Annotated in this window: 13 protein-coding genes; 7 read left to right on the forward strand and 6 right to left on the reverse strand. The window is 43.8% G+C overall.

Going from position 1 to position 16,768, the window contains the following annotated elements:
- Nucleotides 1-40 precede the first annotated feature (40 nt).
- On the reverse strand, nt 41-1,411 hold the full coding sequence (locus tag NI468_RS13275) for a uracil-xanthine permease family protein (RefSeq protein WP_253102257.1): 1,371 nt from the start codon (nt 1,409-1,411) through the stop codon (nt 41-43).
- Nucleotides 1,412-1,585: 174 nt separating this feature from the next.
- On the opposite strand from NI468_RS13275, the gene typA reads away from it, so the two are divergent.
- The gene (typA, locus tag NI468_RS13280; protein ID WP_004281716.1) at nt 1,586-3,424 is read left to right on the forward strand and encodes a translational GTPase TypA; all 1,839 of its coding nucleotides are present in this window, start codon (nt 1,586-1,588) and stop codon (nt 3,422-3,424) included.
- 178 nt (nt 3,425-3,602) lie between these two features.
- Complete coding sequence (gene mscL, locus NI468_RS13285) at nt 3,603-4,043, forward strand: large conductance mechanosensitive channel protein MscL (RefSeq protein WP_004281717.1); 441 nt, start codon at nt 3,603-3,605, stop codon at nt 4,041-4,043.
- Between the two features lie 82 nt (nt 4,044-4,125).
- Here the strand turns inward: mscL and NI468_RS13290 are convergent, their stop codons facing one another.
- A complete protein-coding gene (locus NI468_RS13290; protein WP_005266020.1) occupies nt 4,126-4,410 on the reverse strand; it encodes a peptidylprolyl isomerase in 285 nt (94 codons plus the stop codon).
- A complete protein-coding gene (mutM, locus tag NI468_RS13295) occupies nt 4,407-5,267 on the reverse strand; it encodes a bifunctional DNA-formamidopyrimidine glycosylase/DNA-(apurinic or apyrimidinic site) lyase (RefSeq protein WP_253102259.1) in 861 nt (286 codons plus the stop codon). Before mutM ends, NI468_RS13290 begins: the two co-directional genes overlap by 4 nt.
- Before the next feature lie 399 nt (nt 5,268-5,666).
- Here mutM and NI468_RS13300 point away from each other — a divergent pair, with 399 nt between their 5' ends.
- The 3 genes from NI468_RS13300 to NI468_RS13310 all read left to right on the forward strand — a co-directional run bounded on the left by NI468_RS13300 (nt 5,667) and on the right by NI468_RS13310 (nt 9,118).
- Complete coding sequence (locus NI468_RS13300; protein ID WP_129717585.1) at nt 5,667-6,929, forward strand: carbohydrate porin; 1,263 nt, start codon at nt 5,667-5,669, stop codon at nt 6,927-6,929.
- Nucleotides 6,930-7,021: 92 nt separating this feature from the next.
- Nucleotides 7,022-8,131 carry an NADH:flavin oxidoreductase/NADH oxidase gene (locus tag NI468_RS13305; RefSeq protein WP_253102261.1) on the forward strand — a complete coding sequence of 370 codons (1,110 nt, stop codon included), beginning with the start codon at nt 7,022-7,024 and terminating at the stop codon, nt 8,129-8,131.
- Nucleotides 8,132-8,191: 60 nt separating this feature from the next.
- Nucleotides 8,192-9,118 (forward strand): AEC family transporter, encoded by a 927-nt coding sequence (locus NI468_RS13310; protein WP_004281722.1) that lies wholly within the window; start codon nt 8,192-8,194, stop codon nt 9,116-9,118.
- Between the two features lie 83 nt (nt 9,119-9,201).
- On the opposite strand, the gene NI468_RS13315 is transcribed toward NI468_RS13310, so the two are convergent.
- On the reverse strand, nt 9,202-9,999 hold the full coding sequence (locus NI468_RS13315) for a tetratricopeptide repeat protein (protein ID WP_004281723.1): 798 nt from the start codon (nt 9,997-9,999) through the stop codon (nt 9,202-9,204).
- Between the two features lie 263 nt (nt 10,000-10,262).
- Between NI468_RS13315 and NI468_RS13320 the strand changes: the two genes are divergently transcribed.
- On the forward strand, nt 10,263-10,508 hold the full coding sequence (locus NI468_RS13320) for a hypothetical protein (protein ID WP_253102263.1): 246 nt from the start codon (nt 10,263-10,265) through the stop codon (nt 10,506-10,508).
- A 51-nt stretch (nt 10,509-10,559) separates the two neighbouring features.
- Here the strand turns inward: NI468_RS13320 and ygfZ are convergent, their stop codons facing one another.
- Both ygfZ and NI468_RS13330 read right to left on the reverse strand, forming a co-directional pair.
- Complete coding sequence (gene ygfZ / locus NI468_RS13325) at nt 10,560-11,285, reverse strand: CAF17-like 4Fe-4S cluster assembly/insertion protein YgfZ (protein ID WP_253102265.1); 726 nt, start codon at nt 11,283-11,285, stop codon at nt 10,560-10,562.
- Nucleotides 11,286-11,399: 114 nt separating this feature from the next.
- Nucleotides 11,400-13,496 (reverse strand): multicopper oxidase family protein, encoded by a 2,097-nt coding sequence (locus NI468_RS13330; RefSeq protein WP_253102266.1) that lies wholly within the window; start codon nt 13,494-13,496, stop codon nt 11,400-11,402.
- A 514-nt stretch (nt 13,497-14,010) separates the two neighbouring features.
- On the opposite strand from NI468_RS13330, the gene acnD reads away from it, so the two are divergent.
- The gene (acnD, locus tag NI468_RS13335; RefSeq protein ID WP_253102268.1) at nt 14,011-16,629 is read left to right on the forward strand and encodes a Fe/S-dependent 2-methylisocitrate dehydratase AcnD; all 2,619 of its coding nucleotides are present in this window, start codon (nt 14,011-14,013) and stop codon (nt 16,627-16,629) included.
- Nucleotides 16,630-16,768: the final 139 nt, after the last annotated feature.

The raw sequence follows: 16,768 nt of genomic DNA on the forward strand, positions 1-16,768 counted from the left end.
TGCCTAAGTCTGACCTAGACAGTGTTCTTTGGACATGAAATTACTTCTTTGTTTCAGGAAGTACTACATTCAGAATAAGGGCAGCGATACCACCAGTAGCAACGCCTGAGCTAAAGATATTACGGAATAACTCAGGAAGATGTTCAAGAATTTGTGGAACTTGTGCAACACCTAAACCCAGTGCCAGTGAAATCGCAATGATCAGCAGGGCACGACGGTCCAGATGAACACCAGACAGAATGTTAATACCAGAGGCTGCGACTGCACCAAACATCACCATCACTGCACCACCCAGTACCGCTTGCGGAACGGCCTGAATAATACCAGCAACTGCAGGCAGCAAACCAAGAATAACCAGCAAAGCAGCAATCCAGATGCCGACATAACGACTCGCTACACCCGTCAACTGAATTACACCATTGTTCTGTGCAAATACCGAACTCGGGAAGGTGTTAAAAATACCAGCAAGGAATGAATTCGCGCCATTCACCAGTACACCGCCTTTAATGCGCTGCATCCATTTTGGACCATCAACTGGCTGGTTGGAAAGCTTTGAAGTCGCTGTGATGTCACCAATCGCTTCTAATGAGGTCACCAGATAAATAAATGCCATCGGAATAAATAGGCTCCAGGAGAAGCTTAAACCGAAATGCATTGGGGTTGGAATCTGTATCAATGGTGCATCTTTTAGACCAGAAAAATCCAGATGGCCCATAAAGCCAGCCAGAATATAACCACAGATCAGGGCGATTAAAATGGCAGAACTTTTTACCCAGGTAATCCGGATGCGGTTCAGGATAATAATCAGCGCCAGGACGGTACAAGACATGATCAGGTTGTCAGCATTGGCAAAAGTTTTATCGCTCATGGCCTGATAACCACCGCCCATGCTGATTAAACCTTCTTTAATTAAGGTTAAACCAATCAGCAGAACCACAATACCGGTGACCAAAGGGGTAATCAGTTTTTTGATCCAAGGCAGAATTTGTGACACTCCCATTTCAATAAATGCACCTGCAATCACCACACCAAAAATAGAAGCCATTACTGCTTCTACAGGTGTACCTGCAGCCACCATGGCTGAGCCAATACCAATAATTGGACCGATGAAGTTAAAGCTGGTTCCTTGGACAATCAGCAGACCGGCACCAAAAGGTCCGACTTTTTTAGACTGTAAAAAAGTCGCGATGCCCGAGATTACCAAGGACATGGACAAAATCATGTTGGTGTCTTCTTTGGAAACACCGAGTGCCAAACAAATCAGCAGGCCAGGGGTCACAATCGGGACAATAATCGCTAATAAATGCTGGAATGCAGCTAAAAAAGCAATCAGTGGTTTTGGTCGATCTTCCAGACCATATACCAGGTCGAGTTGATCTTTAGAAGGAGGAGATTGATTAAAATCAGACATGTGTCAATGCAAATTAAGGCTGGGTGGCGCTATTCTAATCGAGTTACACGTCTTTACAAAATCAAAAAAGCCCCAACTGGACAAAAAAAGTTGAGGAGTGTGGTTACAGTGACTATAAAAGTTTTGTATTTTTCTGTATAATTTGCCCTCAAATTACATACGCATTGAATTTACATGTCAGATATTAAAACTCTCCGTAACATCGCCATTATTGCGCACGTCGATCATGGTAAAACCACTCTTGTAGACAAACTTTTGCAACAATCAGGTGCTCTCGGTGATCGCGCGGGTGAGATCGAGCGTGTCATGGATTCTGGCGCTATTGAAAGCGAACGTGGTATTACCATTCTTGCAAAAAACACTGCAATCAAATGGTTAGATGAACGTACCAATACTGAATACCGCATTAACATCGTGGACACCCCGGGACACGCCGACTTCGGTGGTGAAGTTGAACGTGTAATGTCGATGGTTGACTGCGTACTTCTTCTTGTAGACTCACAAGAAGGCCCGATGCCACAAACTCGTTTCGTAACGCAAAAAGCGTTCGCACGTGGTTTGAAACCAATCGTGATTATTAACAAAGTCGACAAGCCAAGCGCGCGTCCAGACTGGGTAATTGACCAAGTATTTGATTTGTTCGATAACTTAGGTGCTTCTGACGAACAGTTAGACTTCCCAGTTGTTTATGCTTCAGGCCTTCGTGGTGTTGCTGGTCCTTCTCCGGAAGAACTTGCTGAAGACATGACTCCGTTGTTCCAAACGATCGTAGACATCGTTGAACCACCAGCAGTTGATGTTGATGGTCCATTCCAAATGCAAGTATCTTCACTTGACTATAACAGCTTCGTAGGCGTTATCGGTATTGGTCGTATCCAACGCGGTTCAGTGAAATTAAACACACAAGTAACTGTAATCGATAAAGATGGCAAAACACGTAACGGCCGTATCTTAAAAATCATGGGTTATCATGGTCTCGATCGCGTTGACGTTGAAGAAGCTTCTGCAGGCGATATCGTTTGTGTAACGGGTATCGATGCACTCAACATTTCTGACACCATCTGTGATCCGAAAAATGTTGAAGCTTTACCTCCATTATCTGTAGATGAACCTACAGTATCGATGACATTCCAGGTAAACAACTCACCGTTTGCTGGTAAAGAAGGTAAGTTCGTAACTTCACGTAATATCCGTGAACGTCTAGACCGCGAATTGATTCACAACGTAGCATTACGTGTTGAAGATACTGACAGCCCAGACCGTTTCAAAGTATCTGGTCGTGGTGAACTTCACCTTTCAGTTCTTATTGAAAACATGCGTCGTGAAGGCTTCGAAATGGGCGTATCGCGTCCGCAAGTAATCATCAAAGAAATTGATGGTGAAAAACAAGAGCCATACGAAAACGTTACTTTTGACGTTGAAGAACAGCACCAAGGCGCTGTAATGGAACAAATGGGTCACCGTAAAGGCGAAATGACCAATATGGAAGTTGACGGTAAAGGCCGTATCCGTATTGAAGCAACTGTTCCTTCACGTGGTCTGATTGGTTTCCGTTCTGAATTCCTGACCATGACTTCTGGTACAGGGATCATGACGTCTAGCTTCTCGCACTACGGTCCAATGAAGCAAGGTACTGTTGCGAAACGTCAAAACGGTGTACTGATTTCTATGGTTCAAGGTACTTGCCTGGGCTATGCACTGTTCACACTTCAAGACCGTGGTCGTCTATTCGCGAAACCACAGTTAGAAGTTTATGAAGGTATGATTATCGGTATTAACTCTCGTTCAGACGACATGACAGTTAACCCGACTAAAGCAAAACAGTTAACGAACGTACGTGCTTCTGGTACTGACGATGCGTTGACGCTGGTTCCTGCAATTGAATATACACTTGAGCAAGCGCTTGAGTTTATTGAAGATGATGAACTAGTAGAAGTAACACCTAAGTCAATCCGTATCCGTAAGCGTTTCTTGACTGAAAACGAACGTAAACGTAACCGTTCAGGTAAATAATCGCTAGATTATTTCGGGTTTTCAAAAACCGTAATCTTTTCGAAGATTACGGTTTTTTTTATATTTACGCTATCCTTAGATCACAATTTACTAAAATGCATTAAACTAAGTCAAAATTAAAAGTATTTACTCAGGTATAATTTGACCCAAAACTTGAAAATAAAATATGGGAGCGGTTATGAGCATTATTCAAGAATTTAAAGAGTTTGCGATCAAAGGCAACATGATGGATCTGGCGATTGGTGTCATCATCGGTGGCGCTTTTAGCAAGATTATCGATTCATTGGTGAAAGACATCATTATGCCTTTAATTACCGTGATCACCGGTGGTGGCGTCGATTTTACCCAAAAATTCTTTATCTTAGGAAGAAACCCAGACAATTTACAATCTCTGGATGCCTTAACTAAGGCCGGTGTAAATGTACTGACTTACGGTAACTTTTTAACGATTTTAATTAATTTCTTAATTTTGGCTTGGGTCGTATTTTTATTGGTTAAATTCATGAACCGTTTACGTAAACAAGAAGGCCCAGTCGAGGAAACTCCGACCACCCCAGCCGATATTGAATTGCTGCGTGAAATTCGTGATGAATTGAAAAAGCGTCCACCTCAAGTCTAATTTTTCTAATCCCCCTAAATCCCCTTTATAAAAGGGGAACTTCTCCCTTTAACAAAGGGAGGTAGGGAGGGATTTATAAATATTAAAAATCCATCCGAAACTTGATTTCGACCAAATGAAAACCAAACTGGCTTTTGATCGGGCCATGTAATACACGTTCTGCTGCAGTGAAAACCAGTTTATCAATGACCGGAACCAGTTGACCTTTCTTTACTTCACCTAGCTCACCGCCACGTTTGGCAGAATTACAGGTTGAATACTGTTTGGCGATTTTATTGAAGTCGGCGCCACTTAAAATCTTCTTTTTAAGCTGTTCAGCAGTTTCTCTATCTTTGACCAGAATATGACGCACAATGGCTGTTTTCATGACTTTTTCCCTCGTACAGTTGCCACTTTTTTGACAGGGAGCTGGATCTTTTTCAAAGGTTGGCACTCAGGACAAAAAACTGAAGCGCGTTGTCCCAATTTAATATTTTCAAGTGTGGTCTCGCAGTTCATACACATTTCACCGGCACGACCATAAGCCAGCAAGGTTTGCTGGAAATAGCCATTTTCTCCCATGGCATTGGTGTAGTCTCTTAAGGTTGAACCACCCAGATCAATCGCCTGTTTCAAGATGCGCTTGATTTCCAATACTAGCTTTTCGATCTGAATCAAGCTTAAAGTCGAGGCCGGTTGTGCCGGATGAATCCCCAGATTAAACAGACTTTCGGTCGCATAAATATTGCCTACGCCCACCACCACATGGTTATCCATAATTGCAACTTTGGTGCCAACATTTTTATTCTTCAATTTTTCAAATAAATACTCGGCATTAAAGTTCTCGCTTAAGGGTTCTGGCCCCAACGTGTCAATCAATTTGCTTTGTGATTGTGCATCTAGCCAAAGAATGCAGCCAAAACGGCGAGGGTCATGATAACGTAGTTCGATATCTTCAAACTGAATGATCAGATGGTCATGTTTGCGTAATTCTTCATTGCCATCGCATAGACGGAAACTCCCCGACATTCCCAAATGCCAGAGCATGGTGTCGTGTTCAAACTCTGCCAGAATATATTTAGAACGGCGAGTGAGATTCAGTAATTTTTGCCCCACCAGCTTTTCTATATTCTCCGGAATAGGCCAGCGCAAACTTGACTGACGCACTTCAACACGTTGGACGCGTTGTTCCAATAAGGGTAATAAACTGGTTTTGGTGGTTTCAACTTCTGGTAATTCAGGCATAACGCATCAGTGGCGAGGGAGATGCAGCTAATATTGGGTGAATTAGCTGGGATTGCAAGCGTTAATCTGGGTGAAATCGCTGGAAAATGACTGGGTATTTCATCTTTATTTAAACTGGAATTGTTTAAAGAATAAACTAGGTTTCTATGTTTTTATAGCGAATTTTCTTAGGAGGAAATCGAATGGAAATTATCAATACATTATAAGTTGATGAAAAATATATAAATAATTTAAGATTGTTAAAATAAAAATTATATTTTTATGTTTAAGGCATAACTAAAAGTTTAATGAGTAATAAAAAAAATGCTGGGAATTTATATGAAAAGTTATGTAAATTCATGCACCTAATAGCAATTTAAAAACCTTGCTTGTTTTTCTCTCCGAATGTTTAGGTTTTACATGAAATATTTAGGTCTAGCTCTATTGCCTTTAATGGCTGTCATGACAACCGCTCAGGCGGAATCTGCATTTGATCCACAAGGTCAGTATTTACTGGGGGACTGGAATGGTCAACGTACAGAACTGGCCCAACAGGGAATTAAATTTGAAGCCAATCTATTAACCGATACTGCCTATCTTGCTGATGGTGGTCGTAATGAGGGCGCAGATCCATTAACTTCTGCCCAGTTATGGCTGGGTACTCAGCTGGATATGGAAAAGCTGACAGGATGGAATGGTGTCACTGTACGTGCCGTGATGAGTGCACGTCAGGGTCAAAGTACCTCTGTTCGTGACTTGCAGGATCTTAGTGCACCTCAGCTAGCCAATGTACAAGGCACTTTTGGGCGTGGTAATCAGGATAGCCGTCTGAGCGAGCTGTCTATTGAAAAGAATTATAAAGACCAAGGGCTCAGTATTAAGGCGGGTCGTCTTGGTCTGGGCATGGACTTTAATGTCATGGCTTGTGATTTTGCCAGTACGGCATTTTGTGCTGCACAGATGGGTAAATGGCAGGGCAATATCTGGATGAATACGCCTGTAGCACAATGGGGTGCGCGCGTGAAGCAGCAACTCAATCCTGAACTTGCCGTACAAGTCGGTGTGTATGAGTTTAATCCGGATAATGGTAATGGCGCTAAAGAAGGTCAAGGCTGGAGTCTGGATACCGACCATGCAGATGGCGTGACAATTCCAGCAGAAGTAATCTGGACACCGAAATCATTAGTGAATGGCCTGCCAGGCAGCTACCGGGTTGGCGGGATGTACAATACGGCCGATGATGTTGCCAACCAAAAAGATATTGCCAATCCTACTGATGCCAAAAACCGTACCTTTGCAGGCTGGTTAGCTGTAGAACAACAGTTAACGTCTACAGGTCAGGGCCGTCAGGGTTTGCATTCATTTGCCAACTTTACCTGGCATGACCGCGATACTAACAAAGTAGATAATTCACAACAAATTGGTGTGAAATATATCGGTCTTGCGGACAGCCAACCGAACGACATTTTAGGTCTGGCGGTCAACCGTGTGCATATTAATGACCGGATCAAGAATCTGAATTTTGATGCGAGTGCAGAATACAATATTGAACTGAACTATAGCTATAACGCAACAAAGTGGCTAATGCTGCGTCCAAACCTGCAATATGTCATTAATCCAGGTTCAAGCAACAATGTGGATGATGCACTGGTACTCGGTTTGACTACACGAATCATCTTCTAAAGTTTGATCGTTCACGTTATAACTAAACAGGCTCTTAGGAGCCTGTTTTTATTTTTAGAGTGAAACTAGGCAATAAAAAGAGGAAATACAGCGTGGCATTACTATTTCAACCTATTCAATTTGGATCACTGCAACTTCAAAATAAAATCGTGATTGCGCCGATGTGTCAGTACTCTGCAACAGAGCAGGGGGAAATTACCTATTGGCATGAGCAGCAATGGGCTAACTATGCCTTATCGGGTGCAGGTTTATGTATTGTCGAAGCGACTGCAGTACAGCCAGAAGGCCGGATCAGTTATGCTGACCTAGGTTTGTGGAATGATGAACAGGCTAAGCAGATCAAGACCCTACTGGAAAAAGTCAAATCCATCTCCCCGATGCCTTTTGCCATTCAGCTCGCACATGCCGGACGTAAAGCTTCAACAGATAAACCATGGGCAGGTAAAGGTCAGTTTAAGCCGGATGAAGCACATGGCTGGCAAACTGTTTCTGCCAGTGATATTCCTTTTCAGGCCGATGAACATCCACCCAAAGCCTTAAGCCAGTCGGAAATTGAGCAGGTCATTGCTGACTTTGCAGAAAGTGCCAAACGTGCAGTTGATGCCGGTTTTGACCTGATTGAGCTGCATGCAGCGCATGGTTATTTACTGCATCAGTTCATGTCACCACTTTCAAATAAACGTGATGATCAGTATGGCGGTTCACTGGAAAACCGGATTCGCCTGACTCTGGAAGTATTACAAGCCATGAAAGCGGCGGTTCCAGAAGGTTATCCAATTGGAGTGCGTATTTCAGCCAGCGACTGGATGGATCAGCCAGACAGCTGGACCATTGATTCTTCAGTTGAATTGTCTAAAGCACTAGAAGCTGCGGGTGCTGCCTATATTCATATCTCCAGTGCCGGGCTGCATGTCAAACAGAACATTGATGTGAAGCCGAATTATCAGGTACCTTTTGCAGATGCGATCAAGAAAGTCGTGAATATTCCCGTGATTGCCGTGGGATTGATTACTGAAGCTAAGCAGGCAGAAGATATTTTACAAAAGGGCCAAGCCGACGCTATCGCACTGGCTCGTGCCATTCTTTATGATCCACATTGGCCTTGGCATGCAGCGGCAGCACTTGATGAAAAAATCAAGATTTCACCGCAATATCTGCGCTCTGCACCGCATGGTTTGAATCACCTGTTTGAGCCTTTTTAACACTGCTTTAGTCTCAGAAATTCTTATAATGGAATATCACTGACAAGAGGATACTGCATTATGATTTTTGCGGTCATTGTGCCCATATTTTTATTGTTGGCGCTGGGTTATCTGACTGTAAAGAGTCAAGTGTTAAACAAAGAACAGGTGGGGACGGTGGGTGCTTTTGTGATTAAAGTAGCCTTGCCCTTGCTGTTCTTTCAGTCCCTTGCCTCCAAAGACCTGCATGAAATCTGGTATTTTGAATACTTTGCCGTGTATAGCAGCGTGACCTTACTGCTCTATGGTAGCGGTTTCTGGATCATGCGCCGTCATTTTCAGAATACGCATTCGCAAAGTGCAGTCTTGTCGCTGGGTGCTGCAATGTCAAATACCGGGCTGATTGGTACAGCTGTGCTTAGCTTATTGATCGGACAACAGGCGATGACCTATACCTCTCTGGTGGTCATCATTGAAAGCGTGTTGCTGATTCCGCTGGTGCTGGTCATGGCTGCGCTGGGCACACAACATCAGGCGAACCTTGGCGCCATTTTGAAAAGTGTGCTACTGACCTTGCTAAAGAATCCCTTATTTATGGGAGTGATGCTGGGCATGGCCTGTGCAGTTTTCCAGATTAAAATTCCAGTCTATCTCGATCAGGTCTTTGCCTTGATTGGTCAGACGGCCTCACCATTGGCCTTGTTTGCCATTGGAGGTGGGATCGTGGGAATGAGTCTGAAATATGTCAACCTGCAAAGTTTCTATCTGGTATTTTCCAGCAATATCATGATGCCGTTATTGATGTATCTGGGACTGAGCCAGTTAACTGATTTAAGTCAGGAAATGGTCCATGCTGGTACGCTAATTGCAGCTTTGCCGATGCCGACGATTTTTGGCATGCTGGGACAGGCGTATGGTTTGAATGATCGAACCTTAACGCCATTGTTGATGAGTACTATTGTCGGTTTTATCGTGACCAGTGGCTTAATTGCCTTGTGGTGGGGATAATCTTTTAGCAGATGGATGCTCTGCTACTAAAAAAAGCCCCAAATTGCATGGGGCTTTTTATATTTTAATTTTGTGGAATTAACTTAACTTTTCTTCGCAGGCGCTTTTTTCTGCTCAGCCAGCATTTTGTCTACCGCTGCCAAAGACTCTTTGGCCTGCGGAACATTTTGCTGCGCCAGTGCGGCAAAGATTTTCTTAGCTTCTGGCAGATTTTGCGGAACAATACTGCCATTGGCAAACATATTACCTACTGCCATCAGCGCCGGAATATAACCTTTTTTGGCGAGTTCCTGAATGCTGCTTAGGCCTTGCTGAATCGGTTTTTCATCTTTGTTTTTGAAACCGCTGCTGATGTCATATAAGGCTTTGGCATGAATGGCCTGCATATTGCCTTTGCTGATCAGCGGTTGCAGCTTTTGTAGTCCGGCTTTATTTGACGCTGTCGTATTTTCAGAAAATAGCAGTATGGCCAGATCAATGCTGGCATCATCAAATTTGGCTGCTGAAGCGCGTTCCAGATGCTGTTTGGCTTTGGCCAAATCCTGTTTGAGGCCGAGTGTGCCGGCTGCATAGTTTTTACCCAGTACATAATTGGCCACCGGATAGCCTTTGCTGGCTGCCTGCTCGTAAAGCTGAATGGCTTTTTTCTCGTCCTTGGTTGTACCTTGGCCGGTTTGGGTCAAATAGCCTAAGTTATATAAAGCTTGGGCATTTCCCTGACTGGCCAATTGATTCAAAGCGTCATAGGCACCTTTAAAATTATTGGCTTTGACCATGGCCTCAACTTTTTGGAATTGGGGATCGACTTGATCTTTTACGGTATTTGCCAGAGCGAATTGCGCAGAAAGGGCAAGAACTGTAGCGAGTACTAATTTTTTCATGGTTCCTATAACCTTATTATTGCTGGCACCTTATTCCTTGGTGCGATTTTAATCATTTTCACTTACATCATAAAAGGATTTTGTGCTTTGTAAATATACAATTTGTCACTAAATACAAATCATCGAAGCACAATATACCGATTAAATCGATGCATGATTTGCACAGGTTTCTGATCAATCCTGCAGATATCAAAAGGATTACTTTGCTTCAGCCGACTTCTCTGATTAAATCTCGGTTTGAATCAGACTCCCAGGATTTAACCATGTTTGTCAAAACCATTAAACGTCACTATGACAGAGTCAATGCTGATGAATCGATTGCCGATGAAGACAAGATTGATGCGCTGCTGATGAAACTTGGTGCAGAGTTTTTGATGAGTCAGGAAGACCAAGTATATGTCTTTCAAAAAGGTGAACTCACGGCAAAGTTTGATGCCAAACATGCGCGGGCCTATCATTTTAAAGATTATGTGGTAAAAGACATGAACAAGCTGTTTCATGGCTTCTAAAATAAAAAAGCCAAGAATTTTATCTTGGCTTTTTTATGAGTTATGCAGTGATTATTGCGGACGCGCTACATCACCGCTCAAAGCTTCCGGAAGTTCCAGTACTTCTAGGCCCAATTCGGTCAATGCTTCAGGTTTTGCAACGACTAGCGCTTTATAACCGTCGTCAATCGCGATGCTATTGACAATTTCAACATCATTATTCAGTTTGGTCGCAACATCAGGCACGGTACCTGTGCCTTGAACCAGATGTAACCAGTGTTTTGGCTTGGCTTTAAACCACAGGCGTGCAATGACTTCCTGACCCAAGTAGCAACCCTTGTCATAGTGAATGCCTTCGCGTTGATGCAAACGTAATTCTTGTGGTTGAAACAGGGTCGCGGTGGCAGCCTGAATCCAGGCCTGACCTGATTCAATGGCTTGCTGCTCCCAAAGGGTGGCATCGGTTTCAGTCGTAACGAAGTCAGTATGAATGCCATTAATGACTGGATAAACCGGACCGACCAGTTCCAGTTTCATTTTTGAAAAGGCGCCAAATTTTTTAATATGATTGGCCAGTTCCGTAGCCTGATCTGCAATGCTCACGATTTCAAAGCTTTCCGGACTGATTTTTTTAAGCCATAAGCCAAATTGGATGCGTCCTTTCAGACTACAGATTGCAGTATAGCGTGTCTGGTTTTCCGCCAAAGTTTCAGTATTCAAAGTCACCTGACCTTGAAGGAATTTTTGTGCATCTACACCATTCAGACTAAACAATGTAAAAGCAGGAGACGCTGCCATAATAAGCCCCGGTTTGAATACTATAAATCAATGCAGTTATTGTGCAGCAAGCATCAAATAGAGGCAAACAAAAAAGCCAACAATCGAAATCATTGGCTTTTAGCGAGCAGATCTTTAGTGGTGATGGCTAGCCGGTAATGGCGAATCACAAGGGAATTTTCCTCCACAGACCCGTACGGTTTCCATCATGCCCTGATCTTCATGGTCGAGGATATGGCAGTGCTGTACGAAGTCACCTTCAAATTTCTTGTAATGGCTGCGGACAATATAGGTATAGTTTTGTTTTACAAAAAGCGTGTCCTTAAACTGTCCTTTCATGCCACGGTATTGCACATCATCCAGAACTGGATTCACCGGATCTTCTGGTGCCACTGCCTCACTGACATCCTTACCTTGAGGATTCAAAATTTTAACAATCTGGAACGGGTTAACATGAATATGGAACGGATGGCCACCAAAACCAGCGCTGGTCAGTTCCCATTCATCAGTCTGTCCAACTTGTAACTGACGGACATATTCGCCATCTACTGAACTATCTCCATCAAAGAAATCTCCGAAACTCAGTGTATCTCCATCTTTTTTATGCCGGAAGCCAAATTTGAATACGCCAGTTCTAGGGTCGGGACCGAGCGAAAAAGCACTATATTGTTTTGGTCGGGCAGCAACTACTTTATCAATTTCCGGCATCATCAATGATGGATGATCACTAAACGCAGAAAGATTAAGCTGAGATAACTGGCTCTGGAGGTCTTTGCTTAAACCAATTTTTTGTGCCCGATCTTTCAGGAACTGTGCAGCAGTCTGAGCCTTGGTCTTGGCTGCTTTTACATTGACCCATCCCAGCAGTTGGGCATTGAACCGATGATTTGGAGCAATTTGAGGGCCTACATTCGGTAATGGCGCGTTAATTTCATCATCGATATTCAATTTGGTGTCAAAAATGCAGTATCTATTGGTGGTCGGAAAGGCAACCATTGCATCATGACGATAGCCTGGATGGAACACGGACAGGGTTCTGGTCTGTATATGATTCATGGTTAAGCCATCTTGCGCGATGGTATGCACATTCAGGCTATTCAGCTTCTCAAATTCAGCTTTCTTGTCTGCCTCCTGATAGGCTGAACAGGCTTTAATGGTTTGCTCTGCGCTAAACTTACTGGAGTCAGGAATTTCCTTTATGATTAAACCAATGGTATCGCGTACACCGCCATGAATCATGCGCCAGCGGTTAAATACATTCTGTTCAACCTTCATCTCTCCCACAATTTTACCGTTGATAGACGTGTAGTAATTCTGGTTGGTCCAGAAGCCACTAATAGACAGGTCATTATAATTTTCCAGCATGCCTATACCTACACCTTCACAGTTATTGGGAACAGCGAATGTGATATTAGGATCGGGGTTGCTACAGCGATATTGGATTTGCTGGAACAACAGGATGTTTTCGTTCGGGTAACTGTTTTTTTCTTTCCATAGAATATCCATATCTCCAGTTGAAGTGACTTTTCCATTTTTGACTTTTGGTGTTCTTGAGCCTTCAACAATCAATGGGCCTGCCATGCCATTCGACACCTGAAGAGCAGTTGAACCGTGCAGATGGGCATGATACCAGTAAGTCCCTGCGGGATGATTCGGTTCCATTTTGAACTGATAATCAAATTTTTCCTGAGGTTTGAATTTCAGGAAAACATTATCGCTATTGCCTTGAGGACTTACCCAGAAGCCATGGGTATGCAGGTTGGTGGTATTAAAGCAGTGTGGTTCATTTACATTCTCACCATGAGTTGGACACGTTGTTTCTGACTCGGGTGGCAGCTGGTTATTCAGGTTAAGCGCCATGGTTTCACCCTGTTTGACCCGAATCTGTGGTCCGACCAGCTGATCCTCGACATATTCACCAGCTTTTTTCTTATCAAATAAACTGGGTTTGGTTAGATAGCCTCTCAGCAGCACCTGATCCCATAATCCATTTCTGGGGTTATAGAGTTTGCTGGTTTTATAGGCCACGATCAGCTCATATTTGCCTTTGGCACTTTTTGGTAACAGGGGTGGATTGCTAATCAAGCTGTCTGATGTGGTCGGAACGGGATGAGAGGGGTGGGACGGGTTAGAGGGATTGGATGGCGGCGATGGATTTTTTGTTCCATCCCAACCGCGAGCTAAGAGCGTCAAAATGGCGGCTATAGCTCCGAATATTGCGATTTTCAACATTTCAGTTCTGCCTGTTATGGTTATTGTTTTAATGTGAGGATTGTGAATAATGTGACATTCGTCACACTGAGCTTCTGATAGTTTTGGAAAATCTGCTATCTCAAATTAGGGGATTGAAATTTTGCTAAATGCGGCGACAGGACAGGCCTATGAAAACCAGTCAGACTATATTTTTTCATCTTTAAAAAAATGCACATAAAATTAATTATTTATTAATGATATTAGTGGTTTAGAGTAATATTCAAATAAAAAGATAGAGAAATATTTTGCAACATAAGACTAAAGAATAAGGCGAATTATTCAGATTTTTTTAGCAAAAGACCGCTTTAAAGCAAAAATTCTAAAGTCTATGTAACAAATTTTTGCGAAAATACCATTTTTTATAATTAAGTGTTTGAAAAATATAAAATTTGGGAAATGCTATTTGTGCAGCGTACAATGCTGCTATTACAAAAGTAACTCATCGATATCTATTGATGAATAAAAATAGAGATAAACGAGGGCAGGCAAGCTTATGAACAACAACTACCGTAAACCGCTGCAATCCACCCAGCTGGAATATTATGACGTGCGACAGGCCGTAGAAGATATTCAGCCAGGCGCATATGCCAAACTTCCTTATACTTCTAAAGTCCTGGCAGAGCAGTTGGTGCGTCGTTGTGATCCTGCCATTCTGGAACAGTCTTTACGTCAGCTGATTGAGCGTAAACAGGAACATGATTTTCCCTGGTATCCGGCACGTGTAGTGTGTCATGACATCTTGGGGCAAACGGCACTGGTGGACCTTGCCGGTTTACGTGATGCGATTGCCGATCAGGGCGGTGACCCGTCTAAAGTCAATCCGGTAGTACCAACCCAACTGATTGTCGATCATTCACTGGCAGTTGAGTTTGGTGGTTTTGATCCGGATGCCTTTGAGAAAAACCGTGCCATTGAAGACCGTCGTAACGAAGACCGTTTTCATTTTATTGAATGGACCAAAACCGCGTTTGAAAATGTTGATGTGATTCCTGCCGGTAATGGCATCATGCACCAGATCAATCTGGAGAAAATGTCTCCGGTGATTCAAAACCGTGATGGTCTGGCATTCCCGGACACCTGTGTCGGTACAGATTCGCACACGCCTCATACAGATGCATTGGGCGTGATCTCGATTGGTGTTGGCGGCTTGGAAGCGGAAAATGTGATGTTGGGCCGTGCATCGTGGATGCGTCTGCCAGATATTATCGGTGTGGAATTGGTGGGTCGGCGCAAGCCAGGCATTACCGCAACGGATATCGTCTTGGCATTAACCGAATTCCTGCGTAAAGAACGTGTGGTTGGCGCATATTTAGAATTCTTTGGTGAAGGTGCTGACAGCATGTCGGTGGGTGATCGTGCCACGATTTCCAACATGACCCCGGAATATGGCGCAACGGCTGCGATGTTCTATATCGACCAGAACACCATTGATTATCTGACTTTGACCGGCCGTGAACCTGAGCAAGTCAAACTGGTCGAAACTTATGCCAAAGAGATCGGGCTTTGGGCATCAGACATGACCCAAGCGGAATATCCACGTGTGCTGCGTTTCGATTTATCGACTGTGACACGTAATATCGCTGGCCCATCAAATCCGCATGCACGTGTATCTACGGCTGACCTGAAAGAAAAAGGCATTGCCGGTAATTTAGAAGCAGCTCGTGCGCAAGAAGCGGAAGGCTTGATGCCAGATGGCGCGGTGATTATCGCGGCGATTACGTCTTGTACCAATACCTCCAACCCACGTAATACCGTTGCAGCAGGTTTATTGGCACGTAAGGCCAATGAATTGGGCTTGGTGCGTAAGCCATGGGTGAAATCATCTTTTGCACCGGGTTCTAAAGCGGCGGCACTTTACCTTGAAGAAGCTGGCGTACTTAAAGATTTAGAAAAACTGGGCTTTGGTATCGTGGCCTATGCATGCACGACCTGTAACGGTATGTCGGGTGCACTCGATCCAAAGATTCAGCAGGAAATTATCGACCGTGACCTGTATGCAACAGCGGTGCTTTCGGGCAACCGTAACTTCGATGGGCGTATTCATCCTTATGCGAAACAGGCATTCTTGGCTTCACCGCCTTTAGTGGTAGCGTATGCGATTGCCGGTACGATTCGTTTTGATATCGAAAAAGATGCTTTAGGAAACGATAAAGACGGCAATCCGATTTATCTAAAAGATATCTGGCCATCGGATGAAGAAATTGATGCGCTGGTGAAAGTTGCTGTAAAACCAGAACAATTCAAAAAAATCTATATTCCGATGTTCGACTTGGGTGTGAATGAAAAAGCAACAAGTCCGTTGTATGACTGGCGTCCGCAAAGTACGTATATTCGCCGTCCGCCGTATTGGGAAGGGGCTTTGGCTGCACCGCGTACCTTGTCAAATATGCGTCCGCTGGCGATCTTGGGCGATAACATCACCACTGATCATTTATCACCATCGAATGCGATTGTGCTCGACAGTGCTTCAGGTGAATACCTGAAAAAAATGGGTGTGCCTGAGGAAGACTTTAACTCCTATGCAACGCATCGCGGTGATCACCTGACGACGCAACGTGCGACTTTTGCCAACCCGAAATTGTTCAATGAAATGGTGGTGCGTTCTGATGGCACGATCAAGCAAGGTTCGAAAGCGCGTGTGGAGCCGGAAGGCGAAGTAATGCGGATGTGGGAAGCGATTGAAATCTACATGAACCGTAAACAGCCGTTGATTATTATTGCTGGTAAGGATTATGGTCAGGGTTCTAGCCGTGACTGGGCGGCGAAAGGTGTGCGTCTGGCAGGTGTAGAAGCAATTGTCGCTGAAGGTTTTGAGCGTATTCACCGTACTAATTTAGTCGGTATGGGCGTTTTACCGCTTGAGTTTAAGCCGGGTACAGATCGTAAGACTTTAGGTCTTGATGGTACTGAGCTGTATAGCGTGATTGGTAATATTGCGCCACGTTCGACTTTAACTTTAGTAATTGAGCGTTCAACCGATGATGGTAAGAACCAGATTATTGAAGTACCAGTCACTTGCCGTCTGGATACTGAAGAAGAAGTACATGTGTATGAAGCGGGTGGGGTATTACAACGCTTTGCACAGGATTTCTTGGAAGGGAATGTGGCTTAATCTTTTTTTTAATCACCCCTAGCCCCTCTTTGAAAAAGAGGGGAACTCCCCACTGCTGTCCCATAGTTTGCTTTAAATAAAAAAACCTGAGTCCTAACAGTTAAAATATGAGTGCAAACAAACACTTTAACGACCAGGA

The sequence above is a fragment of the Acinetobacter lwoffii genome, assembly GCF_024129355.1.
GTDB classification, from domain to species: domain Bacteria; phylum Pseudomonadota; class Gammaproteobacteria; order Pseudomonadales; family Moraxellaceae; genus Acinetobacter; species Acinetobacter lwoffii_I.